23 protein-coding genes are annotated in these 25,014 nt (G+C 57.1%); 14 read left to right on the top strand and 9 right to left on the bottom strand.

From position 1 onward, the window contains the following. Positions 1-106 precede the first annotated feature (106 nt). Positions 107-1,198 carry a cobalamin-independent methionine synthase II family protein gene (locus GA0071314_RS12310; protein ID WP_197668811.1) on the top strand — a complete coding sequence of 364 codons (1,092 nt, stop codon included), beginning with the start codon at positions 107-109 and terminating at the stop codon, positions 1,196-1,198. Further along, a complete protein-coding gene (locus GA0071314_RS12305) occupies positions 1,191-2,138 on the top strand; it encodes a diguanylate cyclase (protein WP_074396915.1) in 948 nt (315 codons plus the stop codon). Before GA0071314_RS12310 ends, GA0071314_RS12305 begins: the two co-directional genes overlap by 8 nt. Before the next feature lie 93 nt (positions 2,139-2,231). On the opposite strand, the gene htpX is transcribed toward GA0071314_RS12305, so the two are convergent. From htpX to ylqF, 3 genes are all read right to left on the bottom strand, one after another. Further along, complete coding sequence (gene htpX / locus GA0071314_RS12300; protein ID WP_074396914.1) at positions 2,232-3,137, bottom strand: protease HtpX; 906 nt, start codon at positions 3,135-3,137, stop codon at positions 2,232-2,234. Positions 3,138-3,289: 152 nt separating this feature from the next. Next, on the bottom strand, positions 3,290-4,537 hold the full coding sequence (locus tag GA0071314_RS12295; protein WP_074396913.1) for a pyridoxal phosphate-dependent aminotransferase: 1,248 nt from the start codon (positions 4,535-4,537) through the stop codon (positions 3,290-3,292). A gap of 58 nt (positions 4,538-4,595) precedes the next feature. Next, entirely contained in the window at positions 4,596-5,549 is a 954-nt protein-coding gene (gene ylqF, locus GA0071314_RS12290) for a ribosome biogenesis GTPase YlqF (protein WP_074396912.1), read from the bottom strand. A 165-nt stretch (positions 5,550-5,714) separates the two neighbouring features. Between ylqF and GA0071314_RS12285 the strand changes: the two genes are divergently transcribed. Continuing rightward, on the top strand, positions 5,715-6,176 hold the full coding sequence (locus GA0071314_RS12285) for a YeeE/YedE family protein (RefSeq protein ID WP_074396911.1): 462 nt from the start codon (positions 5,715-5,717) through the stop codon (positions 6,174-6,176). Further along, a complete protein-coding gene (locus GA0071314_RS12280) occupies positions 6,173-6,592 on the top strand; it encodes a DUF6691 family protein (protein WP_074396910.1) in 420 nt (139 codons plus the stop codon). The genes GA0071314_RS12285 and GA0071314_RS12280 overlap by 4 nt, the downstream gene beginning before the upstream one ends. A gap of 12 nt (positions 6,593-6,604) precedes the next feature. Here GA0071314_RS12280 and dsbG read toward each other — a convergent pair whose 3' ends face one another. Both dsbG and GA0071314_RS12270 read right to left on the bottom strand, forming a co-directional pair. Then, positions 6,605-7,348 carry a thiol:disulfide interchange protein DsbG gene (dsbG, locus tag GA0071314_RS12275; RefSeq protein WP_442905975.1) on the bottom strand — a complete coding sequence of 248 codons (744 nt, stop codon included), beginning with the start codon at positions 7,346-7,348 and terminating at the stop codon, positions 6,605-6,607. 158 nt (positions 7,349-7,506) lie between these two features. Further along, positions 7,507-9,270: a sugar phosphorylase gene (locus GA0071314_RS12270; RefSeq protein WP_074396909.1), complete on the bottom strand. Its 1,764-nt coding sequence runs from the start codon at positions 9,268-9,270 to the stop codon at positions 7,507-7,509. A 143-nt stretch (positions 9,271-9,413) separates the two neighbouring features. Between GA0071314_RS12270 and nrdR the strand changes: the two genes are divergently transcribed. From nrdR to GA0071314_RS12220, 10 genes are all read left to right on the top strand, one after another. After that, on the top strand, positions 9,414-9,890 hold the full coding sequence (gene nrdR, locus GA0071314_RS12265) for a transcriptional regulator NrdR (RefSeq protein ID WP_074396908.1): 477 nt from the start codon (positions 9,414-9,416) through the stop codon (positions 9,888-9,890). 2 nt (positions 9,891-9,892) lie between these two features. Then, entirely contained in the window at positions 9,893-11,056 is a 1,164-nt protein-coding gene (gene ribD, locus GA0071314_RS12260) for a bifunctional diaminohydroxyphosphoribosylaminopyrimidine deaminase/5-amino-6-(5-phosphoribosylamino)uracil reductase RibD (RefSeq protein ID WP_074396907.1), read from the top strand. 42 nt (positions 11,057-11,098) lie between these two features. Then, the gene (gene ribBA / locus GA0071314_RS12255; protein ID WP_074396906.1) at positions 11,099-12,256 is read left to right on the top strand and encodes a bifunctional 3,4-dihydroxy-2-butanone-4-phosphate synthase/GTP cyclohydrolase II; all 1,158 of its coding nucleotides are present in this window, start codon (positions 11,099-11,101) and stop codon (positions 12,254-12,256) included. A 13-nt stretch (positions 12,257-12,269) separates the two neighbouring features. Further along, a complete protein-coding gene (ribH, locus tag GA0071314_RS12250) occupies positions 12,270-12,761 on the top strand; it encodes a 6,7-dimethyl-8-ribityllumazine synthase (protein WP_074396905.1) in 492 nt (163 codons plus the stop codon). Then, on the top strand, positions 12,754-13,248 hold the full coding sequence (gene nusB / locus GA0071314_RS12245) for a transcription antitermination factor NusB (protein WP_074396904.1): 495 nt from the start codon (positions 12,754-12,756) through the stop codon (positions 13,246-13,248). Before ribH ends, nusB begins: the two co-directional genes overlap by 8 nt. A gap of 59 nt (positions 13,249-13,307) precedes the next feature. Further along, the gene (thiL, locus tag GA0071314_RS12240) at positions 13,308-14,285 is read left to right on the top strand and encodes a thiamine-phosphate kinase (protein ID WP_074396903.1); all 978 of its coding nucleotides are present in this window, start codon (positions 13,308-13,310) and stop codon (positions 14,283-14,285) included. Continuing rightward, entirely contained in the window at positions 14,282-14,755 is a 474-nt protein-coding gene (locus tag GA0071314_RS12235) for a phosphatidylglycerophosphatase A family protein (RefSeq protein WP_074396902.1), read from the top strand. The genes thiL and GA0071314_RS12235 overlap by 4 nt, the downstream gene beginning before the upstream one ends. 49 nt (positions 14,756-14,804) lie before the next feature. Beyond that, entirely contained in the window at positions 14,805-16,067 is a 1,263-nt protein-coding gene (locus tag GA0071314_RS12230; RefSeq protein WP_074396901.1) for a DUF945 family protein, read from the top strand. Positions 16,068-16,152: 85 nt separating this feature from the next. Continuing rightward, positions 16,153-18,597, top strand: coding sequence for an endopeptidase La (gene lon / locus GA0071314_RS12225; RefSeq protein WP_074396900.1), 2,445 nt, complete (start codon positions 16,153-16,155; stop codon positions 18,595-18,597). A 228-nt stretch (positions 18,598-18,825) separates the two neighbouring features. After that, positions 18,826-20,991, top strand: coding sequence for a methyl-accepting chemotaxis protein (locus GA0071314_RS12220; RefSeq protein WP_074396899.1), 2,166 nt, complete (start codon positions 18,826-18,828; stop codon positions 20,989-20,991). Positions 20,992-21,043: 52 nt separating this feature from the next. On the opposite strand, the gene msrB is transcribed toward GA0071314_RS12220, so the two are convergent. The 4 genes from msrB to GA0071314_RS12200 all read right to left on the bottom strand — a co-directional run bounded on the left by msrB (position 21,044) and on the right by GA0071314_RS12200 (position 25,013). Next, the gene (gene msrB, locus GA0071314_RS12215; RefSeq protein WP_074396898.1) at positions 21,044-21,442 is read right to left on the bottom strand and encodes a peptide-methionine (R)-S-oxide reductase MsrB; all 399 of its coding nucleotides are present in this window, start codon (positions 21,440-21,442) and stop codon (positions 21,044-21,046) included. Positions 21,443-21,557: 115 nt separating this feature from the next. Next, the gene (locus GA0071314_RS12210; protein ID WP_074396897.1) at positions 21,558-23,144 is read right to left on the bottom strand and encodes a gamma-glutamyltransferase family protein; all 1,587 of its coding nucleotides are present in this window, start codon (positions 23,142-23,144) and stop codon (positions 21,558-21,560) included. 30 nt (positions 23,145-23,174) lie between these two features. Then, positions 23,175-24,500 (bottom strand): TRAP transporter large permease, encoded by a 1,326-nt coding sequence (locus tag GA0071314_RS12205; protein ID WP_074396896.1) that lies wholly within the window; start codon positions 24,498-24,500, stop codon positions 23,175-23,177. A 3-nt stretch (positions 24,501-24,503) separates the two neighbouring features. Beyond that, positions 24,504-25,013, bottom strand: coding sequence for a TRAP transporter small permease subunit (locus tag GA0071314_RS12200; protein ID WP_074396895.1), 510 nt, complete (start codon positions 25,011-25,013; stop codon positions 24,504-24,506). Position 25,014: the final 1 nt, after the last annotated feature.

Below are 25,014 nucleotides of genomic sequence, written 5' to 3'. Positions count from 1 at the left end.
GAAAGTAGAATGAGTCGCTATTAATCAGCACGGCGTGGTTTTCTGGTATTTCATATCTACCTGTTAAACCGTGCGCGTGCGCATTTGAGCATTGGGAGCAAAAGAAATGATCACATTACCGACTGAAGCTATTGGCAGCATACCCCGTACTGAAGAGTTGATGCAGGCTCAGCGTCAATTTGAGTCAGGCGAGCTTGATGCGGAGGCCATGACCACCTTTTATGATCAAGCAGTTCAACTAACGATGAGAGAACTTGAGGCAACGGGGTCCCCTATCATCAGTGATGGTGAACAGCGTAAAACACATAGCTTTGCTACCTATTCGGTCGAAGGGGGGGAGAATATTGCTCCTGACGGTCTTGAAATTCCCTTCCAGGATGGTCACGTGCGTCGGTTGCCCCGCTTAACTGCTGGGCCTTTTCGCTTCATTCTTTCCGCTTCAGAGACATTGGCTTCGGCCAGACAATATACCCAGCGCCCAATGAAGCAAGCCATCATCTCAGTCTCAGCATTGAGTTTGTTTTATCCCCCAGAGAGTATTCCTGATTATACCCGCGAAGAGTTCCTGGAGGATTTGGTCAATGAGCAGGAAAAAGAAATTCGTGCCTGCTTTGCCGCTGGCGCACAAAAAGTGCAAATCGATTTCACCGAGGGGCGATTGGCGATTAAGCTCGACCCGAGTGGTAGCGTACTGAATGGGTTTATTGATTTAAATAATAGGGTCTTGGAACGGTTTACTGATGAAGACCGTCAATATATCGGTATCCACACTTGTCCCGGCGCCGATCACAATTCCACGCATAGTGCTGATGTGGACTACGCCGAGCTTTTACCCAGCCTCTTCGAGCTCAAGGCTGGCAATTTTTATATTGCGATGGCGGCGGAGACAGATCCTGATCGGGCATTGAGAATTGTTGCCCGCTATTTAAAACCATGGCAGCGCGCCTTCATCGGTGTTATCGATGTCAATAATCCTTACATTGAAACGCCTGAGGAAGTCTGTAAGCGTGTGCTGGAAGCGGCACGTCATATACCGCTGGAGCAGTTAGGCACCACCGACGACTGCGGCTTTTCGCCTTTCTGCGACGACATTTACACTTCCCGTACAACCGCTTTTGCTAAAATTCGTGCACGCGTGCTGGGTACAACAATGGCTTCAGAGCAACTGTCATCGCAGCAGAGTGCTCGGTATGACTAACGCGGCCACTTTTTTTCAAAGCTTTGCCATTTTTGATATTGAGCAACGCTTGGTTGACTGGAATTCGGATTTTGTTGAAGAATTTGCCGATGCTGCTCCTTTATTAGTCAAGGGGCTGAGTGCGCGTGATATTCATGCAGCGTGTTTGCTTCCAGAACGAGCGCTGGATTTATCTTGGGCATTAAATGATGCTCCCCCATCCGCTTTCGAATACATTAATAATCGACGATCTATCTCGGTTGTCCAAGAACTTAGCGTCAATGGCAGTATTTTTCGTATTGCCCAGAGCACCAATGCGGAGACTCAACTTCATCCTGGCATGCCTGATCAGAGTGCTGAGTTGCTGCGCTCAACCGCTTTACAGATTTCAGCCACTGTACTCAAACGTCGTGATCAAGAAACGCTTCGGTTGCATGATTTGGCGCTTAAAGATGGTCTTACCGGAGTGGCCAATCGGCGTTATTTCGATGAGTTACTGGATGCAGAGTGGAAGCGCTGTAAGCAGAGTCAATTGCCTTTATCTGTAATCTTTATCGATATCGATTTTTTCAAGCGCTATAACGATTTATACGGCCATGTCAGTGGAGATGAATGCCTAAAAAGTATCGCATCATCCCTAAGAGCGACGCTGAATCGTCCCAGAGATTTGGTTGCTCGTTATGGCGGTGAAGAGTTTACTTGCCTCTTGCCGGAAACCGATCTTTGCGGAGCCCGCCATAAAGCCGGAGAGCTGGAATTAGCAGTCAAAGCACTGGCCATTCCCAATGGTAAATCAAAAGTGGCACCGATTGTTACGATCAGTCTTGGTGTCGCTACCGCGCAACACGTGACGGGAGACAACCCACTAGCACTGGTTCGTGCTGCCGACAAACTGCTTTATCAAGCCAAATCAGAAGGCAGAGGATGTTTTCGCTCCGCACTTTTTGAATCACTGGGTTAGTTTGTGGGATCTATTCAGCCGCCCTCGTGATAAGGCAGGGCGGCTTTTATGGGTTGCGCAGTTAACTGTCAACAGGCCCAGGTATGTAAACACTTACTGGCGATAAGCGGCTTCTTTCAATGCGCGAATACGGTCATCCAGCGGCGGGTGGCTGGCAAACAGCTGTTCCACCAGTGAACGCGTCTGGCCTTTGGTAATGGCCATGGCGCGCAGGGTGTCGGGCATTTGGTCAGGCATTTCGGTTTCGCCTTTCAGGCGAGCCAGGGCGTTGACCATGGCGCCGGTGCCAGCAAGCCGTGCGCCTGCTTCGTCGGCGCGGTATTCGCGAAAGCGCGAGAACCAGGCGACGATGGCCGAGGCCGCGATGCCAAAGATAATCTCGGCCACCATGACCACGGCAAAGTAGCCCATAAAGCCGAGGCCGCCTTCGCCATCGCTGCGGCTTTTCAAAAAGCCATCGATCAGGTGGGCGACGACGCGGGCAAAGAACATCACGAAGGTGTTCACCACACCCTGGATCAGCGCCAGAGTCACCATGTCACCGTTGGCCACGTGGCCGATTTCGTGAGCCAGAACGGCGCGCACTTCCTCGGGGCGCATGCGGTTCAGAAGGCCGGCTGACACCGCGACCAGGGCATCGTCCTTGTTCCAGCCCGTGGCGAAGGCATTTGACTGCTGAGCGGGGAAAATGCCCACTTCCGGCGTCTTGATGCCGGCCTCGCGGGCAAGCTCGGCAACGGTGTCGAGCAGCCATTGCTCGGTTGAGTTTGACGGTTTTTCAATGATCACCGTGCCGGTGCTACGCTTGGCCATCCACTTCGAGATGAACAGCGAGATCATTGACCCGGCCATGCCAAAGATAAAGCAGAAAATTAGCAGGCTGGTGAAGTTGATGCCTTGCGCATTGAGGTAACTTTCGACCCCAAGCAATCGTAGCGTCAGGCTGGCAACCAACAACACTGCAATGTTGGTGCCTAAAAACAGCAAAATGCGCATCATGTGGCAGGTTCTCCCTTAGGTATAACTGTCTTAAGTGTGACTGTGTTGAGTTGAGTTGGACAGTCGCTGGTATGCCGTACTGGTTTGATTAGATACGTGCGCTACGTCCAGGTTTCAAGTGCTGTTGAGCAATCTTGATGAATTAGCTGTGATTACTGCCGGTAGCGTCCCAGAAAATTCGCAAAGCGGTCCAATGCATCCCCCAGTTGGTCAGCCCAGGGCAGGGTGACGATGCGCACGTGGTCGGGCTCGGGCCAGTTGAACGCCGTGCCCTGAACCAGCAAAATTTTCTCCTGGAGCAGTAGATCAAGCACCAACTGTTGATCGTCCTTGATGTTAAACACCTTGGGATCAAGCCTTGGGAAGGCATACAGCGCCCCCTTGGGCGTCACGCAGGAAACGCCGGGAATGGCGTTAAGCTTTTCCACGGTGATATCGCGCTGCGCCAGCAGGCGTCCGCCGGGCAGGATCAGGTCGTTGATCGACTGATAGCCGCCGAGCGCCGTCTGGATGGCGTGCTGGGCGGGCACATTGGCGCACAGGCGCATCGAGGCCAGCATGGTCAGGCCCTGGATGAAGTCGCGGGCGTGGAGCTTGGCCAGGGTGCCCGAAATGGTCATCCATCCCGAGCGGAACCCGGCGCAGCGGTAGCTTTTCGACAGCCCGTTCATGGTGATGACCAACTGGTCGTCGTCGGCCAGCGCGCCGGTGGCGGTGTGCTCGACGCCGTCGTAAAGGATCTTGTCGTAGATCTCGTCGGAGAACACCACCAGATTGTGCTGCCTGGCAATGGCCAGCGCTTCACGTACCACCTCGGGCGGATAGACTGCGCCGGTGGGGTTGTTGGGGTTGATCAGCACGATGGCCCGGGTACGGCTGGTGACCTTGGCGCGGATGTCGTCCATGTCCGGTGCCCAGTCGGCCTGCTCATCGCACAGGTAATGTACCCCGTGGCCGCCGGACAGGTGGGCGGCGGCGGTCCACAGCGGGTAATCGGGGGCCGGAATCAGCACTTCATCGCCGTCGTTGAGCAGCGCCTGCATGGCCATCACGATCAGCTCCGACACGCCGTTGCCGATGTAAATGTCTTCGATGCCGACGCCGGGAATCTCCTTGCGCTGGCATTCCTGCATGATCGCCTTGCGCGCTGAATAAAGGCCTTTGGAATCGCAGTAGCCCTGGGCGGTAGGCAGATTGCGCATCACGTCCTGAAGAATTTCCTCGGGGGCCTCGAAGCCAAACGGCGCGGGATTGCCGATGTTCAGCTTTAGAATCCGCTGGCCTTCCTCTTCCAGGCGCTTGGCGTGGTCGAGTACCGGGCCACGAATGTCGTAGCAGACGTTACTCAGCTTGTGCGATTTCTTGAGCGTGGGCGGTTCTTGTGAGTGCGGGGTGTCCATGAGCCGTTATTTCCAAAAAGTGTCCAGTGGCCGCGCGGCATCGCCGCTCGATGCATCATTATGCGTCGGAATGGGAGGCGCTGTCTTGCTCGTCGTGTAGGGGCGGCGGCGGAATATCCTCAGGCGTTTCAAGGGTCAGCCTGCCTAGCTTGCCGTCGCGCAGCTCGTGCAGCAAGACCTCCGCGCCGCGGTGCAGGTCGACTTCGCCGCCGGGGCGTAGCCCGCCACGCTTGCCGGCAATTTCTTTGAGGATCGCGTGGCCGTCAAAACCGGCAATTGCCAGGAAGTCCGGCTTTTGCGGGCCGTCGGCATCAATCTCATCGGTGCTGGCCGGTGCGTACGCGGGCAACGCCTTGAGCCTATAGCGGGCGGTCAGCGCGTCCGGGTAGCGCTTGGCAAGCTCAGCACTGGTGACGATGGCCACGTCGGTGTACTCGATAGCGGTATCGCGAATCGCCCCGCTGGCGGCCAGCCGGTAGGCGCTGGCCTGGTCTTCAATCTTGGGCCACAGCACCCCTGGGGTGTCGACCAGCGCCACGCGTCCGTCGATGCGCACCTTTTGCTGACGCTTGGTGACTGCCGGCTCATTGCCGGTTTTGGCGATTTTGCGCCCCGCCAAGCCGTTAATCAGCGTCGACTTACCCACGTTGGGAATGCCCATCACCATCACGCGTACGTCTCGGTCGGCGCGAACTGAGCCGGCAAGCTCGTGGCAAAGCTTGGGAATTTTTTTAAGCTCGCGGAGGTTGGTCGTGGTCACCGCCAGCGCGCGCATGTCGTCCTGAGCGTCGAAAAACGCCACCCACTCGGCGGTGCGGTCCGGGTCGGCCAGGTCCGCCCGGGAAAGAAGTTTGAGCACCGGCTTATGGCGGGTTAGCTCGGCCAGCATGGGGTTGGCGCTGGAGTAGGGTAGACGGGCATCGAGCACTTCGATGACCACGTCGATTTCCGGCAGCGCCTCCTTGATCTGGCGGCGGGCCTTGTTCATGTGTCCGGGGAACCAGCCGAGCATGGGTCTCTCCTGCAAATAGCAAATGCGCTGCATCTTAACAGAAGGTGGTCAGTAAACGGTTGTTAGCGCGTGATGCTGATCGTATATTCATTTATAATATAAATATATAATTAAACTATTTTTGCGTCGCGACGCTGTGGCGCGATAGGTAGAAAGGAGAAAAGCATGGAACTGACATCAAGCCTGCAGGGGCTCGCAGGCGGTGTGCTCATTGGTATCTCGGCGGTCTGGCTGATGGCAAGCCTGGGACGAATTGCCGGGATCAGCGGTATTGTCGGTACCTTGATCACCCAGCGGCCTCAAGGCGATAGCGCCTGGCGATTGGCCTTTCTCGTCGGCTTGGTCAGCGGGCCTTTGCTGCTGATGGGGCTTGGCATCGGATGGGGCAACGTCGTCAATCATCCCGGCGAGGTCATCGGCCAGCCCCTGGGCGGCGTGCCGCTGATGCTGGTGGCCGGTCTGCTGGTCGGGCTGGGCACCGGGCTCGGCAGCGGCTGCACCAGCGGCCACGGGGTGTGCGGGCTTGCGCGTCTCTCACCGCGGTCGCTGGCGGCAACGATCACGTTCCTGGTCGCCGCGCTGGTGACTGTCTATGTCGTGCGGCACGTCCTGGGAGGTGGGGCATGAAAAAACAGTCTCTGACCCTGGTAGCGAGCTATGTCGCCGGCCTGCTGTTCAGCCTGGGACTGGCGGTCTCTGGCATGACCGACCCGGCCAGGGTGGTCGGCTTCCTGGATGTCGCCGGTGACTGGGACCCGACGCTGATGTTCGTACTCGGCGGGGCGGTCATCACCACCTTCATCGGCTACCGCGTTGTGCTGAAGCAACCCGCCCCCATGCTTGCCGGGCGCTTTCAGCTGCCCGGCAAGCAGACGCTTGATGCCAGACTGCTCGGTGGAGCGGCGCTGTTCGGCGTGGGGTGGGGCCTCTCGGGCTATTGCCCGGGGCCCGCCATCGCGTCGCTGGGCGGCGCCACATTACCGCTGGTGGCGATGCTGGCGACCATGGTGGTGGGCTGGCTGATCGCCAGGCGCGTTGCCTGACGAGGCTATCGCTTACTCGGGCGCCGGGCCGCCCATCATCGCTTCCAGGCGCTCGTCATTTGGCATGCCTTCAACGCGGTCCAGCCGGGTGACGCCTTCGTCGGTCTGGCGCTTGAAGGCGCTGGTCGGCGTGGCGGAGAGCCCCAGGCCTTCGAACAGCTGGTTGTTGGCGTAGACCTGTTCTTCAATATCGCGAGGTTGAGCGCTGGCGCTGATGCGTTCGCCTTGCTTGTGGTTGACGAGTGCTTCGGCGGGGTCCTCGGCAGCGAGTAGCGCAGCCGCTTTGGCGGGGCTGTCGGCATCTAAAATACCCACCATGATATGGCGCAGTTGCACCTCGCCAGCGTCGACCCAAGGCCGCGCGGCTTCCCAGAAGGTTTGGCAATAGGGGCAGTTAGGGTCGGTAAAGGTGTAAATCACGCGAGGTGCGTCGCGCTGGCCATCTTGAATCCAATGGCTGTCTTCCAGTAGCTGCCAAGTTTCTGCTTCTAGGGGTGCCCGTACGTGCTTATCCAGGGCTGCCTCCTCAAGCTGGTTATCGCCGTCTTGGTCGGTCAGCGAGCCGCTGATGGCATGCTCGCCGTCGGGCGTTAAGTAAATGGTCAGTTCTTGACCCTGCCGGCTGGCGCCAAAGCCGCGCATTCCGCCGGGGGCGTCAAACTCGCCGTGAATCTCAAGGCCTTGATCTGCCAAGGCTTGGATGGGGGCTGGAAGCGAGTCGGCCTGAGCGGTCGGCATCATAAGCATACCGAGCATCGCGCTGGCTATTAGGGTAAAACTTCGTGACACCGGAAAGGGCATAGAGAACCAGTCGCGCATAACGCTCCTTAATCATCGCAAAATCGAGGACCTAGCGTAACGCGCGTGACCTGAATAGGCATCTTTTTCTTGCTAAAGTTTCTATCCTTATAACATTAAGGATTGTTAGTCAGCCAGCGCACAGCATATGGGGGCAGTGGGTCCGTCGGCTGCCAGTCGGTTTCGCCGCTCAAGGGCTGCCATGACGTTGATGATAAAGCGCACTGAACGTCATCACCGAGCTGTTCGAACGACAGCGGCACTTCGGTGACGTTATACAGCGCCAACAGGCGGCGGCCGCTAGCTAGCGGGCCACGCTCGATGGCCAGTAGCGATGGCTCTGAGGCAAGCACCCGCTGTGCGGCATTTGGGTGAAAGCACGGCTCTTGGCGGCGATATTCCAACAAGCGGCTAAGGGCATTGAAGACGTCGTGGGTAGGTGTGGCAGTGCTGTCGAGGAGTAAGTCCAGTTCGCGGCGCTGCCAGCGGCGACGATTGATTGAGCGCAGACGGCCGCTACGTTCAACCCCCTCGACGTCGTTGAGGGTGCCGGTCAGTGTGTGAATGTACAGGGCGGGAATCCCCTGCAGGCTGAGCATGATCGCCTGACTGCACAAAAAGCGCGCGATTTGCCACGGGTCGGGGCCTTTGCGCGTGCCTTGCATGGCTTCAAACCAGGTGATGTTGATTTCGTAGGGTGTGTCGCTGCCGTCTGGGTTACTGCGCATGCTGACAAAGCCACCGAAGCGATGCATCAGTTCAAGCAGGGCATCGCGTTCGTGATCGGGTAGCAGGCCTTCCAGCGGGCGCACGCCAATGCCGTCGTGACTGGCAGTAAAGTTGAGATAGGTACAGTGGTCCGGCAGCGGAGGCAGGCTCGCCAGCCAGGCTTGCAGAGTGCTGGTCTCGCCACGGGTTAGCGTGTGCAGTAGTAGCGGCGGCAAGGTGAACTGATAAATCATGTGGGCTTCGTCGGGTGGTCCGTCGGCCTGGAGGTCAAGCCCGAAGTAGCTGATGTTTTCGTGGTGAGGCACGTTGGTTTCAGTGATCAGTAAGGTGCCCGGGGCAACATGGTCGACGATGGCGCGCAGCAATCGCACCACCGTATGGGTTTCGGGTAAGTGAATGCACGGCGTTCCCAATCGTTTCCACAGAAAGGCGACGGCATCCAGCCGCACGATGCGGGTACCTTGTTCTAGGTAAAACAGTAGGATGCCAACAAATTCCAGCAGCACATCGGGGTTTTCAAAGTTCAGGTCGAGTTGGTCTTCAGAAAACGTTGCCCATAGATAGCGTGTGCCCCGGCGGGTGGAGATAGGCACCAGCAGTGGGCTGCTGCGTGGGCGCACCACGGCCGACACATCAGTGTCCGGGTCGACTTCGATAAAGTAATCACGCCCCGGCAGGCTGCCGCTCAGGTAATCGACAAACCACAGTGATTCCCGCGACACATGATTGAGTACCAAGTCGGCCATCAAATCGTAGTGGCGGGCGAGGGTTTGAATATGCTGCCAATCGCCCAGGTCTGGGTTGACCTCTCGGTAGTGAATCACTGAAAAGCCGTCGTCGCTGCTCCACGGGAAAAACGGCAGTACGTGGACGCCGCTGATACGTTCACCGAGCCGCGCCTGCAAAAAGTCGTTAAGCACCGCTAATGGTGGCGTTTGGTCATCGACAATTGAGTCACCATAGGCGATCAGCCACTGGTCTTTTTCGCTCCAAGATGGTGCATGCTGGGCGCGCTTCCCGGTGGCGGTCGGCGCTTTGCGGGCAGCGAGAAAGTGCGTCAAGTGCAGATTAAGCCGACGCTGAACCTCAGCGGCGCGGGGGCCATAAAGGTGGCTCAAGTGGGCATGAACGGTAGTGTCGAAGGCAGTCATGAAGGCGTCCTAATAAACAGGCTTCCACAAACGGTGCAGCTTATGTGCCAAAACGTTACAATGACGGGTTAAGAACGCATTGACAGGTCATTTTTGCTTTCTCGTGCCACGTTGTAGCACGGGCTGACAATAGGTTGAACGCCATGCATTGCCCCTTTTGTGGTGCTAACGATACTCGCGTGACCGATTCGCGGCTGGTGGCCGACGGTGACCAAGTGCGTCGTCGTCGCCAATGCGCAAGCTGTCAGGAACGTTTTACCACCTACGAAACCGCCGAGTTGGTGATGCCCCGCGTGGTGAAGTCTGACGGTTCTCGCGAGAGCTTCAACGAAACCAAGTTGCGCGCTGGTATGCTGCGGGCGCTCGAAAAGCGGCCGGTCAGTGCAGAAGCGATTGAGTCGGCTGTTGAGCGGATTCGTCAAACGCTGCGCGCCCGGGGGGATCGAGAAATTAACGCTCGCGAGATCGGGGAGTCGGTCATGCAGGCACTGAATACTCTCGATCAAGTGGCCTACATTCGCTTTGCCTCGGTATATCGTAAATTCCAGGATCTGGACGAGTTCCGCGCTGAAATTGATCGCCTTTCCCAAGAGCCCACGGACGCTGGGCCTTCCTCGTGAGTATGACGTCGTTTAGTGCCGAGGATCATCGCTACATGTCACGCGCCCTCGTGCTGGCAGCGCGCGGTTTGTATACCTCCGACCCAAATCCACGCGTGGGCTGCGTGATCGTGCGTGACGGTGAGATTATAGGCGAAGGGTTTCACCGTCGAGCGGGTGAGCCCCATGCCGAGATTAATGCGTTAAGCGCCGTCGGCGACCGCGCCCAGGGCGCGACGGTTTATGTCACGCTAGAGCCATGTTCGCATACCGGCCGCACCGGCCCTTGCGCGCGGGCGCTGCAAGCCGCTCAGGTGGCGCGGGTGGTGGTGGCAATGGTCGATCCTAACCCCCAGGTTAGCGGTCGGGGCATTCGCATGCTGGAAGAGGCGGGTATCGAGGTGTCCGTGGGTTTGCTAGCCTCGGATGCCCGGGCACTTAATCCAGGTTTTATCGCTCGTATGGCGTCCAAGCGTCCCTTCGTGCGTATGAAAATGGCGATGAGCTTGGATGGCCGCACCGCCATGGGGTCGGGAGAATCACAGTGGATTACTGGTCCCGAGGCGCGTGCTCAGGTGCAACGACTGCGCGCCCGTTCCAGTGCGATTCTTAGCGGCGTTGAGTCGGTGATTATGGACGACTCGCGGCTGACCGTGCGCGCCGAGCAACTTGGTCTGGACGACGCCGAGGAAGTGGCTGGTCGTCAGCCGCTTAGGGTCATTGTTGATAGCCAGCTGCGGCTGCCGCTTGCTGCTGCCTGTTTGCGAGCGCCTGGGCGCACTCTGATCATGACCACGCCGTCTCACGACGCCGACAAGCGTGAGCGGCTGATTGGAGCAGGCGCAGAGGTGCAGACTTTACCTGCCGACCCACAAGGCCGGGTGGACCTGCCCGCTTTGCTCGAATGGCTGACGGTCAACGAAGAGGTCAATGAGCTGCTGGTCGAAACCGGAGCGACTCTGGCGGGGGCGATGATCAACGCGGGCTTGATCGATGAAATGCAGCTATTCATTGCACCTACGCTGTTAGGGGGAGAAGCTCGACCGCTTTTTGCTCTGCCAGGACTTACCCTGATGGCTGATCAGCAGCGCCTCACCATTCATGATGTTCGGGCAGTGGGTCGGGATTGGCGGATTATCGCCTCACCGTTAGTGACTGGCGCAAGCGACGATACCAAGGTACCCTGACGCGCGAAATCGCACCCATTGCGACAACCTTTTGGAGATTCCATGGCGCACGCTTCCTCTGGGGAATTAGCCCCCATTGCCGAACTGGTCGACGATATTCGCCAGGGCAAAATGGTGATTCTCATGGACGATGAGGATCGCGAAAATGAAGGTGATATCATCATGGCCGCCGAAAAAGTCCAGGCGGAACATATCAACTTTATGGCACGTTTTGCCCGCGGCTTAATTTGTCTGCCGATGACGCGGGCTCGCTGCGAGCAGCTTAACTTACCGCTGATGGTGCGCGACAACGGCTCAGGGTTTGGGACCAAGTTCACCCTTTCCATTGAAGCCACCGAAGGGGTAACCACTGGGATTTCAGCGGCTGACCGCGCGCGCACTGTCCAGGCGGCCGTCGCCCCGCATGCCAAACCCACGGATATCGTCCAACCGGGGCATATTTTCCCCCTGATGGCCGAGCCGGGCGGCGTGCTGCGTCGTGCTGGTCATACCGAGGCAGCCTGTGATTTGGCTGCTCTGGCGGGTTGTGAGCCGAGTGGTGTGATTTGTGAAGTCATGAACGACGACGGCAGCATGGCGCGTCGCTCCGAGCTTGAAGCTTTCGCCCGTGAGCACGGCATCAAGATGGGCACCATAGCTGACCTGATCCATTACCGTATCGTCAATGAGCAGACCGTCGATCATCTGGAAACTTCGCCGATCATGACCACCCAGGGCGAGATGACGTTGCACGTGTTTCGTGACCGTATCCAGGGTGCGCATCATCTGGCGCTGGTCAAGGGGCAGCCCACGCCTGAGGCGCCCACCACGGTGAGGGTGCATTTGGCCGATACGCTACGCGATGTGCTGGGGCTTACCAAAGGCGAGCAGTGTCGTTGGGATGCCCAGCGAGCGCTGATGGAAATCGCCGCGGCCCCGGCAGGTGTCCTGGTGCTCATTGACGATGGACGACCGCATCAAGACCTTAAAGATCAGTTGGATATTTTTTTAGAACGCGTCCGCCAGCCGCGCACCAGCGATTCTGACGGAGCCGGCAACTACTTAACCATTGGCACCGGCTCGCAAATACTGCGCCATCTTGGCGTGGGTAAAATGCGCTTACTTAGTTCACCGTGGAAGTTTTCGGCGCTTTCCGGCTTTGATCTTGAAGTCGTTGAACGATTGGGCCCGAATGATACTTCCGATGAGCCAACTTCTTAGCAGGTATAAATTGATGCAATCCCTTTCTCAAGTTGAAGGCACCTACGTCGACGTTGATGGCCGGTACGTCATCGTAGTTGGCCGTTTCAACCATCATGTGGTGGATAGTCTGGTGGAAGGCGCCGTAGACAGCCTGGTGCGTCACGGCGTCGACATGGAGCATATCGACATCGTGCACGTCCCGGGTGCCTGGGAACTGCCGCTGGCCGTCAAACGCGTGCTCAAGGTGGTGAAGCCCGATGCAGTCATCGCGCTTGGCGCCGTGATTCGTGGCGGTACGCCGCATTTTGAGTATGTGGCGGGCGGCTGTAACACTGCCCTCAACCAGCTGCAACTCGAGTTCGATACGCCGATTGCCAATGGCGTGCTGACCGTTGAGACAATCGAGCAAGCCATCGAACGTGCCGGTACCAAAGCCGGTAACAAAGGTACGGAAGCGGCCATGGCCGCGATGGAAATGGTCTCGTTGCTGCGCGCTATTGCGCCTGGGGATACACATGAGTGAGCGTAAGCCCTCGGCTGCCCAGCAGGGCCGACAAGCGGCGCGCGAGCTGGCGGTGCAAGGGCTATATCAGTGGCATATGACGGGTAAGTCAATCAGCGCCATTGAAGCGGAATTCCGTAGCCAAGTGCCAGATGACGACCTGGAAGATTATGAAAATTGGTCCAAAGTGATGGAAATCGCTGATCAGGCCCTGTTTCATGAACTGCTGCACAATACGGCTCGCTTTAAAGCGGATTTGGACCGGGAAATATCGCCGCTGCTTGATCGCCGGTTGCAAGACCTGGATGCCGTTGAACTGGCTATCCTTCGTCTAGGGGCCTACGAGCTATCCCGGCGAATGGAAGTGCCTTATCGCGTCGTTATTAACGAAGGTGTTGAGCTGGCCAAATCGTTTGGTGCCACCGACGGCCATAAATACGTGAACGGTATTCTCGACAAGTTGGCTATTCGCTTGCGGAGTGCCGAGGTCAGCGCGCGTCGTCGCTAACCGGCCCAATGGGCTGGGTGATTTCGCGCTCGTGCTGACGCTGCGTTTAAGGGGCCTTTGTGCTTGCCGAATTTGATGTAATCCGACGTTATTTTACGTTGCCTTGTGACAATGCCCGCCAACATGGCGTGGCGTTGGGTGTAGGCGATGATGCTGCCCTGCTGACGCCTCAGCCGGGGCACCAGCTAGTCGTCAGCGTGGATACCTCGGTGGCGGATGTTCACTTTCCAAGCGATGCGCCTGCCGATGCTATTGGCCACCGTGCGCTGGCCGTGGCGCTGAGTGACTTGGCGGCAATGGGCGCCGCCTCGCGTTGGTGTGTCATGGCCTTGACGCTAGATCAGGCACAGTTTGGCGATGATCAAGCCGTCCATGCTTGGCTTGCAGGATACGCGCGTGGCTTTGCCGCACTGGCTGAGCAACACGCAACCACACTTGCGGGTGGTGACGTAACCTCGGGCTCGCTTTCCATTGCTGTGACGGTTATGGGGGAAGTGCCTAACACCAAGGCACTAACGCGTAGCGGTGCTCAGCCTGGCGACGTGATTGCCGTAACAGGCGCGCTAGGCGGTGGTGCGGGCGGCTTAGCGCTGTGGCAAAAGGGCGAGCGTGATAGGGCGCACCCACTGCTGGCGCGTTATTTATGGCCGACGCCGCGTTTAGCGGCCGGCGAAGCGCTGCGCGAGTTAGCCAGTTCGGCGATCGATATTTCGGATGGACTGTTGGCCGATTTGGGCCACCTGCGCGAGGCGTCTGGCGTGGGAGCTTCACTATCCCTGGATGCGCTGCCGTTGGCTGAAGGGCTAAAACACGCCCTGGGTCAAGAGGCTGCGCGCCAAGCCGCATTGACCGGGGGCGACGACTATGAACTACTGGTGACGTTACCAGCCGGGAATGTTGATCAAGCGCGGCAGCAGCTTGACGCGCTAGGTGTTCCGCTCCACGTGATTGGCGAGTGTAGCGACACGCTAGGCGTGCATGGACTTCCCCTTCAGCGCTACCACGGCTGGCAGCATTTCAAGGGAGAGACGCCATGAACCATGCCCCTGCCAGCGTTTGGCGTCGGCCCACGCACTTTTTTGCCTTCGGGCTTGGTAGTGGTGCCGTGCCTTGGGCGCCAGGTACGTTTGGTACGCTGGCCGCGATTCCCTTTTATTGGTTAATGGCGGATTTATCGCTAGGCTGGTACCTAAGTATTGTGTTTGTTGCCTTTGTGATTGGCGTCTGGCTGTGCGATAGAACGTCCCATGATTTGGGGGTGCATGACCACTCTGGGATCGTCTGGGATGAGTTTGTCGGTTATTGGATTACCATGGCAGCGGTGCCGTTTTCATGGGAATCTGCTTTATGGGGATTTGTAGTGTTCCGCATTTTCGATGTGTTCAAACCATGGCCCATCCGCTGGGCTGATCGGCGAGTGGCCGGCGGGTTTGGCATTATGATCGACGATGTGATGGCAGGGATTTACGCTTGGAGCATTATGCACCTTTGGTTTTGGTTGCACTGATCGTTAAAAAAACGCCGCTTGTCGGCGCGTTTGGCTCAAGGGAGACGCCATGCGCAAGGAACGTTTGATTGTCCCCGTGTTGGCTGTCATTGCCGTGCTATGGATGGCCGCGCAACTGCTTTCCAGCGTGTTGTTCGAGAGAAGCCTGCGCCAGGCGCTGGACGACCTAGCCGCGCGTGGCGAGTGGCGTGTCACTCGCACTGAAAGTGAGCAGGGCTGGTTAAGTTCGCAAGGACGGCTGATTCTTTCTCCGTTGCTTGGGCGTCCCTGGCGTTTGGAGCTTAACTATAACGCCCGCCACGGTATCTTAAGCACGGATGTCGAAGGCACGCTGTTACCCCGCCTGGACACCGTCTTGCAACAGGCGCTTGGGGAGGTCTCAGCGCCGTCAGTACCTCGCTGGAAAGGTAGCTACCATACGCTCAGCGGGCACAGTGATCTACGCTTGGCGCTGGCACCCTTTATCATTCAGCAAAATGGCAGAGAGCTAGGCGTGCGTGGTGGCCGACTGCGTTTGGAGGGTGTTTATGGGGACTGGCGAATGCGGGCGGCAATGGATCAACTGACTATTACCGACGGCCCGGCTGAGCTGCGCTTAGGCCCCTCGGTGCTCGAGAGTCGCTATACCTACACTGAAGATGCCTACCACTTCACCCAGCGTGACTATCTGCATATCGACAACCTGGCATTGTCTTATCCTTCCTTTGACGTCCACGTGGCGCCGCTTGATGTGAACAGTCGGATGATACTCGACGAGCAGGAACTGCGCATAAAAGGCGAGCTCAGCATTGGTGAGGTGAGGGTGCCCTCTGAAACGCCAGACACGGCGCTTTTGCAGAACGGCCACATGGTGATGGAGCTTTCGCGGATTAATGCGGATGCCTTACGCGAGACGATTCGCCAGTTACGTCAGGAGGCCGCTTGGGGTGATGCACGCTTGCCTATGGCCGAAGGCACCTTAACGCGTCTTCAGCCAGATTTGCGTCAGTTGTTAAGTGACTCGCCGCGCTTAGACGTTTCCACCGCGACCGTCGAGAGTCCTCTGTTGGGTATTCGTCTGGATGCCGATGGGGCGCTATTTTTTGATAACCGCCGACTAGACGAGCTAGATGCCACTCTGCTAGGTGAGCCCGAGGAGCAAGCCCGTTGGCGTGAACGTATCGACGGTGATTTTACCTGGCACGATGCGCCGACCGTCGCGGCTCTCTGGCTTGGGCTACCGTTAGGTACTCGGGAGCTAGCGTTCGATGTGGTTCGCGGCCAGTGGCGAGTTAATGGTCGCCCCATGCCTGAGCTATGGCCTGATCATTAAACGGTTGAAGTTTGCCTGAAGCGCCCGCATTTCCATCACAAAGCCGAGCGGCAATCGCCACCGGCAGGTGCTGATTGGAGGGTGCATGAGCGACCAGGAATTTGACCGAGACGACCAGTTTAACGTTCAGGGCGATAACGATTCGACTTCGCAGAGCGAAGGCGATCAGTTCCGATCAGACGGCGAGCGCATAAACTCGCTGGTGCCCGCCAGTGACATGCTCCCCGAGCGTATTTACCTATTGCCGATCCATAATCGGCCTTTCTTTCCCGCTCAAGTGCAACCCCTGGTGATCAACCGTGAGCGCTGGGAAGAAACCATGCGTCGTGTGGGCAACACGCCTCACCATACCGTCGGGGTTGCCTATGTCGGTGAGCACGGTGTCGATTCATTGGATAGCGAGGGCTTTCCGGAAATTGGCACGGCGGTGAAAGTCCACAAGATGAAGGGCGAAGATCAGCAAATCCAGTTTATTGCCCAGGGGCTTCAGCGGTTTAAAATTAAGCGCTGGCTTTCGACCACTCCGCCTTACCTCGTTGAAGTTAGCTACCCTAAAGAGCCGGTAGATGCGGAAAACGAAGAGACCCGCGCTTATGCCATGGCGATTATTAATGGGATTAAGGAATTGTTGCCCATTAACCCGCTGTATGGAGAGGAGCTCAAACACTACTTAAATCGCTTCAGCCCCCACCAGCCAGGCCCGCTGACTGATTTCGCGGCGGCTATTACCTCCGCCAAAGGGCCAGAACTTCAAGACGTGCTATCGACGCTGGACGTCGCCGAGCGGATGCAAAAAGTGCTGCCGCTGTTGCGCAAAGAAATTGATGTTGCTCAGTTGCAAAGTGAAATCAGTGAGCAGGTCAACGCGCAAATGCAGGAACGTCAGCGCGAGTTTTTCCTACGTGAGCAGTTGAAAGTCATTCAGCGCGAGTTGGGTATCTCAAAAGACGACCGCGAAAACGACGTTGATACCTTTCGTGCACGGTTAGAGTCGCTAGTAGTGCCCGAGCGCGTCCAGTCGCGTATCGACGACGAGTTGGATAAGCTCAGCGTGTTGGAAACCGGGTCGCCCGAATACGGCACGACGCGCAACTACCTGGATTGGCTGACCTCACTCCCTTGGGGCGTCACCAGCCAGGACCAGTTGGACCTGGGGCATGCAAGACAAGTGCTGGACCGCGACCACGACGGGCTGAAAGATGTTAAAGAGCGGATTATTGAGTTCCTCGCTGAAGGCTCGTTCAAGGGCGATGTGGGCGGCTCCATTGTGCTGCTGGTAGGTCCGCCCGGGGTAGGTAAAACATCCGTTGGCCGCTCGATTGCTGAAGCGCTGGGGCGCCAGTTTTATCGCTTCTCCGTCGGCGGTATGCGTGACGAGGCCGAGATCAAAGGGCATCGGCGTACCTATGTGGGGGCCATGCCAGGTAAATTGGTTCAGGCTTTCAAGGAAGTAGAAGTTGAAAATCCGGTGATCATGCTGGATGAAATCGACAAGCTAGGCCAGTCGTTTCAGGGCGACCCGGCATCAGCACTGCTCGAGGTGTTGGACCCAGAGCAAAACGTCGACTTTCTCGACCACTATTTGGACGTCCGTATGGACCTCTCCAAGGTGTTATTTGTGTGTACGGCCAACACCTTGGATTCGATTCCCGGGCCGCTGCTTGATCGTATGGAGCAAATTCGCCTGTCGGGCTACATTGCCGAAGAAAAGCTGGCGATCGCCAAGAATCACCTGTGGCCCAAGCTTCTAAAACGCGACAATCTGGCGAAAAAGCGTATTCAGCTATCCGACGCTGCGCTTAAGCAAGTGATAGAAGGCTATGCCCGTGAGGCGGGTGTGCGTCAGTTAGAAAAGCAGTTGCATCGCATCGTGCGCAAGGCTGCCGTCAAGCTGCTTGAAGAAGGCATTGAGACGGTTAAGGTGTCGGTAAAAAACCTTGAAGAATTTTTAGGCGCGCCGATCTTCCGGAAAGAAAAAGTCCTAACAGGTGAGGGCGTGGTCACGGGGCTTGCCTGGACCTCCATGGGCGGGGCTACCTTGCCCATCGAAGCGGGCAAGGTACATTCGCTGGACCGTGGCTTTAAGCTCACTGGCAAACTGGGTGACGTGATGCAGGAGTCGGCCAATATTGCCTATAGCTATACGCTTGGCCACCTGCAGGAATACGGAGCTGATAGCGACTTTTTCGACTCGGCTTTTGTGCACTTGCATGTACCGGAAGGCGCCACGCCCAAAGACGGCCCCTCGGCGGGGGTTTCCATGACCACCGCGCTGATGTCGCTTGCAAGGCACCAGGCCATTGATCGTCCTCTCGCCATGACGGGAGAGCTGACCTTAACTGGGCAAGTATTGCCCGTCGGGGGTATCCGCGAAAAAGTGATTGCCGCCCGCCGCAGCGATATCTTTGAAGTGATATTGCCCGAGGCCAACCGGCGCGATTATGAAGAGCTGCCCGATTATCTGAAGGAGGGGATGACAGTGCACTTTGCCAACCGCTATCGCGACGTGGCCAAGGTAGTATTCAAATAGCTAATTAAGTGAATTAATAACAATTGACTCGCTTAATTGATGGCACTGGTATCGATGCTTATCGTTAAAGTAGGTCATCTAGTCATTAACGCTTAATCCTGAATAATCTTTAAAACGCTATCCCTACGGGTAGCGTTTTTTTCTTTGTAAATCACTATTTAGTTTTTGCGTGAATGGCCGATAAACGTAATAGCTTTTTTAAAAAAAACATTCTTTCCAGGGACCACCATGCGCAACAACCAACCCGTCACGCAGCAAGAATATCCGTTAACAGAAGAAACCGTGCTGATATCGCGCTCAGATTTGAAAGGTAACGTCACCTACGCGAATCCCACCTTTGTTGAAGTGAGCGGCTACTCCCGCGATGAGTTGATTGGCGCACCGCATAATATTATTCGCCACCCGGATATGCCGGAAGCGGCCTTTGCGGATTTATGGAAAACCCTGAAGTCAGGCACCACCTGGCAGGGCCTGGTCAAGAACCGCCGTAAAAACGGCGACCATTACTGGGTACATGCCACCCTTGCACCGTTGCGCGACGGTGATCGTATCGTGGGTTACACCTCAGTACGCCGAAAGGCCAGCCCCAAGGCAGTGGCCAAGGCCGAAAAGATCTACGCCGAGATGCGTGAGAAGGGCAAATCCAGGCACTACACGCTGGTGCGCGGTACGCTGCGGCGTAAGGGGCTCACGGGAATGCTCTCGCGCTTTAGAGTCACTAGCCTGCGTGCCAAGTTAATCGGCATGGTGGCGGCGGCATTATTGCTGCTTGGTTTGGCAGGCGGGCTGGGCATTTACGGGCTGATGGTGTCTGGCGAGCGCTTGGATACCCTGAGCCGTTCAGGGCTTGATGACGTCGCCAACCTGCAACGTATTGAACAAACCGTTGGACAGGTGATGGAACAGTTAGAGCCTGCCGTACGCAATCCACGCAGTGTAGAAGCCGACGAAATGTCAGAGGCCTTGATGGCTGAGCTGGATAGCATCCGGCTTAGTTGGGATGAGTACCGGGCTGACGAAGACCAAAGCAGTGAGGTGATACAGTCCTTTGGCAATGCGTTGGACAATTGGAGCAACGGCGTGGATCAAGCGACCACGGCGCTTGTGGATGGCAACGGCTTTGGCGCTTTTGAAGCGTTAAACGATGTAGCCGTGCCAAGCGCGCGGGCCTTGCGTGAGCAGGTCAGCCAACTGGTGCAAAGTGAACGCGCACTGGCCGCAGATATGTTGTCTGAGGCGCAGCAAGGTCGACAGCAAATGGTGGTTGCCCAGCTGGTGCTAATGGGGTTGGGTGCGTTGGTCATGATTGGCCTGAGCATGCTGATTTTGAAATCGGTTATGCGCAGTCTAGCGGGCGCGCGTTATATTACCTTTCAGATTGCCGCCGGTAACTTGGCTGCCCGGGAGCGCCGCCAAACCGGCGATGAGCTGGGCGAACTCCTTTACTCACTGGATACGATGCGCTTTAGCCTATCAGGTATTGTTGGCGACGTTGAAAGCCGTGTATCGGTGGTAACGCCTGCGGTTCAGCAAATTGCCGCCGAAAATGAGGAACTGGCATCGCGCACCGAACAGCAGGCATCGTCACTGCAAGAGACCGCCTCGAGCATGGAAGAAATGACGTCGACCGTGCAGCAAAATACCGATAACGCCCGTCAGGCGAGCGAATTGGCGGTACAAAATGCGCGCAGCACTCAGCAAACCGGCGAACAGATGCAGCAGCTGGTTGAGCGTATGCAGCGGATTGCCCAAAGTGCTGAAAAAATGACCGAGATGATCAGCGTAATCGACGGTATTGCGTTCCAAACCAATATTCTTGCTTTGAATGCCTCGGTCGAGGCGGCAAGGGCCGGTGAGCACGGGCGCGGGTTTGCGGTGGTGGCCAGCGAGGTGCGCAACCTTGCCGGACGCAGCGCTGAAGCCGCCCAGGAAATTCGCCGCATGATCGATAGTACTACCCAGGAGGTCACCGGTGGCCGCAGCGCCGTTGAGCAGGCGGAAAAAGCGATTGACGCCGTTATGCATCAGGTCAACCGCGTGAGCGAGCTGATGGAGTCGATCAGTACGGCCTCTAGCGAGCAAAGTAGTGGCATCGGGCAAATCAACGCGGCAATTGCCGAAATGGATAATGTCACCCAGCAAAATGCCACGAAGGTGCAGTCGATTGCCGCGTCCGCGGATAACCTAGCGCTTGAGGCCTTTGAGCTGGCCAACGTGGTGGATGCGTTCCGCTTGGAAGGGGCTCAGGAAGAAAGCATTAAAACCGCCCGTGAACATTTGTCCAGAATGAATCAAGCGACAGATAAAACAGCCAAGGCACTGCCCAACCATTCGTCATCGTCTAAACAGCGCGAAGCGCAGAGCGTCAGTGCTGACCAATGGGATGAGTTTTAAGCGTTAACTGCGCCCGCCATCCTGAACTGGCGGGCGCAAAGCTTTTTTGGTTTTATTCGTCGGGATGAAACTCTAACGATACCGAGTTGATACAGTAGCGTAATCCGGTGCTTTGGGGTGGGCCGTCAGGAAAGACGTGACCCAGGTGGGCGTCGCAGTGGGCGCACACCACTTCGGTGCGGGCCATCCCATGGGATGTGTCCTGGTGTTCCTCAATGCAGCGAGTGCCGAGAGGACGGTCAAAACTGGGCCAGCCGCAGCCGGCATCAAATTTGTGCTCGTTCTCAAACAGCGGTGCGTGGCAGCAAACACAGTGGTAGATGCCTTGGGTATCACTGACCTGATAATCGCCCGTAAACGGACGCTCTGTGCCTTTTTCGCGGGTGACGCGGTACTGCTCTGGCGTAAGTTGTTCACGCCATTGGTCTGGGGATTTGTCGATTTTCGCCATAGGGGGTCTCCTCTCCCGCTTATGTCTCGCTGGCTAATACCCTACCTGTAAATGACAGTGGTCGCCTACCTGAGTTCAGGATGCGCAATATTCGACAAAATCGCCAGCCATACCGTCAAACGCTAACCGCACCGCCGTTACTCCGGGGGTCGTGGGCGCTTTCAATCAGCCCGTTAGGGTGGTGAACGATGCCCCCGGCATGCCCCATCGTGTCACTGAAGGACTCGTTGAGAACTTCCACGTCGTGGCCAGCCTTGTTCAGCGCTGTCACTAGCGCATTATCAAAACGATCTTCGAGTTTTAGGTTCATGCTCGATTCGCCCCAAGTGCGGCCCAAAAGCCAACGTGGTGCGGTAATCGCTTGCTGCAATGGCATTTGATGGAAGGCGTAGCGCGAGAAGACCGCCGCTTGAGTTTGCGGCTGTCCCTCACCACCCATAGTGCCATAGACCATGGTGCGCCCATCGTTAAACCGGGCAAGCGCCGGATTAAGCGTATGGAAGGGTTTGCGCCCTGGAGCGAGCCCGCGTAACGCCGCAGGGTCGAGCGAGAAGCTTATGCCGCGGTTTTGCCACAGCACACCGCTTTCCGGCAACACCACGCCGCTGCCAAATTCCCAATAAATGCTTTGGATAAAGCTAACCGCCCGGCCCTCGTTATCCACCGTGCCCATCCAGATGGTGTCGCCTTTTGCGGCTTCATAGGGCCAAGGCAGCGCCTGTGAGGCATTAATCTGAGCGGCCTCAGCGTCAATGCGCTCGTCACTGAGTAACGCCTGAAGTGGAGTGGGGGTACGGTCCGGGTCGGTCACGTACTGGTCGCGCAGCATAAAGGCACGCTTGGTGGCTTCAATCAGGCCATGCAGGTGGGCGAAGCCATTGGGTTGTTTGGCTTTGATGCGCTCGTAAATGGCGAGAATCATCAATGATGCCACCCCTTGGGTGGGGGCTGGCAGGTTATACAGAGTAGCGTCGGCGAGAGTCACTTCAAGCGGTGTCACCCGCTGGGCGCGATACGCGTGAAAATCATCCAAACGCAATGGACTGCCCAGCGCTTCCAGGTCCCGCGCCATGCTGGCGGCAAGCTCCCCGCGATAAAAATCATCCAGACCTGCCGTGGCCAGACGTTCAAGCGTCGCGGCTAGGCGCGGCTGGCGCAGCCGCTCGCCTTCAAGGGGGGCTCTGCCGTTCACTAGCAGCGACTCGCTAAAGCCAGGGCTGGGCGATAACCGTTCGAGGTGCTTGGCGGTCAGGGTTTCCTGGCTCTTTGAAACCGTTACGCCATTTTGTGCATGGCCAATGGCGTCGGCCAGCAGCGTCGTCAACGGCAGGGCTTGGCCCCAGTCGGCGGCAACCGATAACGCCTCCTGCCAACCGCTTACCGTACCTCCCATGGTGAGGGCCGCTTTAGGTCCACGCTCGGGAATGTGAGCGTCGCCCGCATAGAAGTCTACATTGGCCAAGCCCGCAGCCGGGCCGCAGGCATCAATGGCCACCGGTGCTTTGCCAGGTTCATGGATTAACCAGAAGCCATCGCCGCCCAGGGCGTTCATATGCGGGTAGACCACGGCGATGGTGGCGGCAGCGGCTACCATCGCTTCTACGGCGTTACCGCCTTGCTTGAGGACGTCGCGCCCCGCACTTGCGGCCAGATGGTGAGGGGCGACACAGCTGCCGCCATAGCTACGTTGCGTATGAAGCATATCTTATCCTTTTACTGTTGAGCCCGGCGATTACCAGCCGATGGCATTAGGTAGCCACGTGGCGATACTGGGAAATAGTATCACCAGGGCAATGGCGAGAAACTGCAAGGCGATAAACGGTAGTACGCCGAGATAGATATCCAGCGTCGTGACGCCTTTGGGGGCGACGCCTTTCAGGAAGAACAGTGACCAACCAAAGGGTGGAGTTAAAAACGAGGTCTGCAACACCAGCCCCACCAAAATACCCAGCCATACCATGTCGACGCCTAGCTGAATAAAAAAAGGTAAGAATAACGGCAAGGCAATATAGCTAATCTCGATCCATTCGAGAAAGAAGCCCAGAATGAACATCAACAGCAGCATGAATAGCAGGGCGCCTATTTCGCCGCCGGGCACCCACTCGAACATCCGGGCGACTAAGTGCTCGCCGCCCAGGCCACGAAACGCCAAACCAAATACCTGCGCGCTGATCAAGATGAAAAATACCATCGCAGAGATAATAAGCGTTGCTTTAGCGACTTCGTTGAGCAGGTTAAAACTCAGTCGCCCGGAGCCTGCGACAAATACCATTGCACCCAGCGCTCCCATGGCAGCAGCTTCGGTCGGTGCGGCAATGCCGCCGATGATCGATCCTAAAACGGCAACCACCAAGCCTACCGGTGGCCCTACCACCCGCACGACCTTACGCATCAACTGTGCTTTACTTAGTTGAGCGCGTTCTTCTGCGGGGATGGGCGGCATTAAGTGGGGTTTCCAGGCCGCAAGGGCGAGAATCGCGATGATGTAAACTGCCGCCAGGGTTAGCCCTGGCAGCATCGCGGCGGCGAACATGGTGCCAACGGATTCACCCAAAATTTCGGCTAATAAGATGAGCACCAAGCTTGGGGGGATAATTTGCCCGAGGGTGCCGGAGGCACAAATCATTCCGGTTGCCAACGTTTTCGGGTAGCCACGGCGCAACAGGGTGGGAAGCGTGAGCAGGCCCAGTGTGACAATGGTGGCCCCCACAATCCCGGTGGCGGCCCCTAGCAGTACGCCGACAAAGATAATCGCCACGCCCATGCCGCCGGAGAGATTGCCAAATACGTGGCCGATGACGTCAATCAACTCTTCGGCAAGCTTGGATTTCTCAAGCATAACGCCCATAAACACGAACAGAGGGATGGCCATAAAGGTGTAGTTGGTCACCACGCCATAGATGCGCGACGGCAGAAGGTTAAATAGCACCGGCCCAAAGCCGATGAAGCCAAACACAAATGCGGTCGTCGCGATGCTAATCGCCACTGGAATGCCAATCAGCAGCATAACGAAAAAGGCTCCGATCATGCCGATCGCAAGCCATTCATTTAAAGACATAGGTCAGTCACCTTGTGCGGGAAGCGCGAGCGCATTGCGCAGCGCATGAGCAAGCCCTTGCAGTGCGAGCAGGGTGAAACCAAACGGGATGAATGCTTTTAACAGCCAGCGCCAGGGGAGGCCGCCAGGGTTCGGTGAGGCTTCACCGCGGCCAAACGATTGCGCGACCCAGGGAAGCGTTAGCCAAGCGATATACAAGCCCATAACAAGCAGCGCTAGGCCACCAATTACTTCGATGACGCGTTTTACGAGCGCCGGAAAATGCTCGTAAAACACATCTACCCTGACTTGTTCGTCGTTGAGCAGTAAGTACGCCATGCCAAACAGGGCAATGGGCGATATCAGATGCCACTGAAGCTCTTGCAGCCAAACGGCCCCGATATCGAACAGGTAACGAAGTATTACATCGCTGGATACCAACGCCACTAATACTACGCAAGTCCAGGCGGCGATCCGGCCAAATAGCCGGACCAGTGCCTCAATGCCTTTGACTAGGTTTTCTACGGCTTGCATA

The organism is Halomonas sp. HL-93, from assembly GCF_900086985.1.
Classification (GTDB): domain Bacteria; phylum Pseudomonadota; class Gammaproteobacteria; order Pseudomonadales; family Halomonadaceae; genus Vreelandella.
This window is presented reverse-complemented; position numbering and strand designations above follow the sequence as displayed.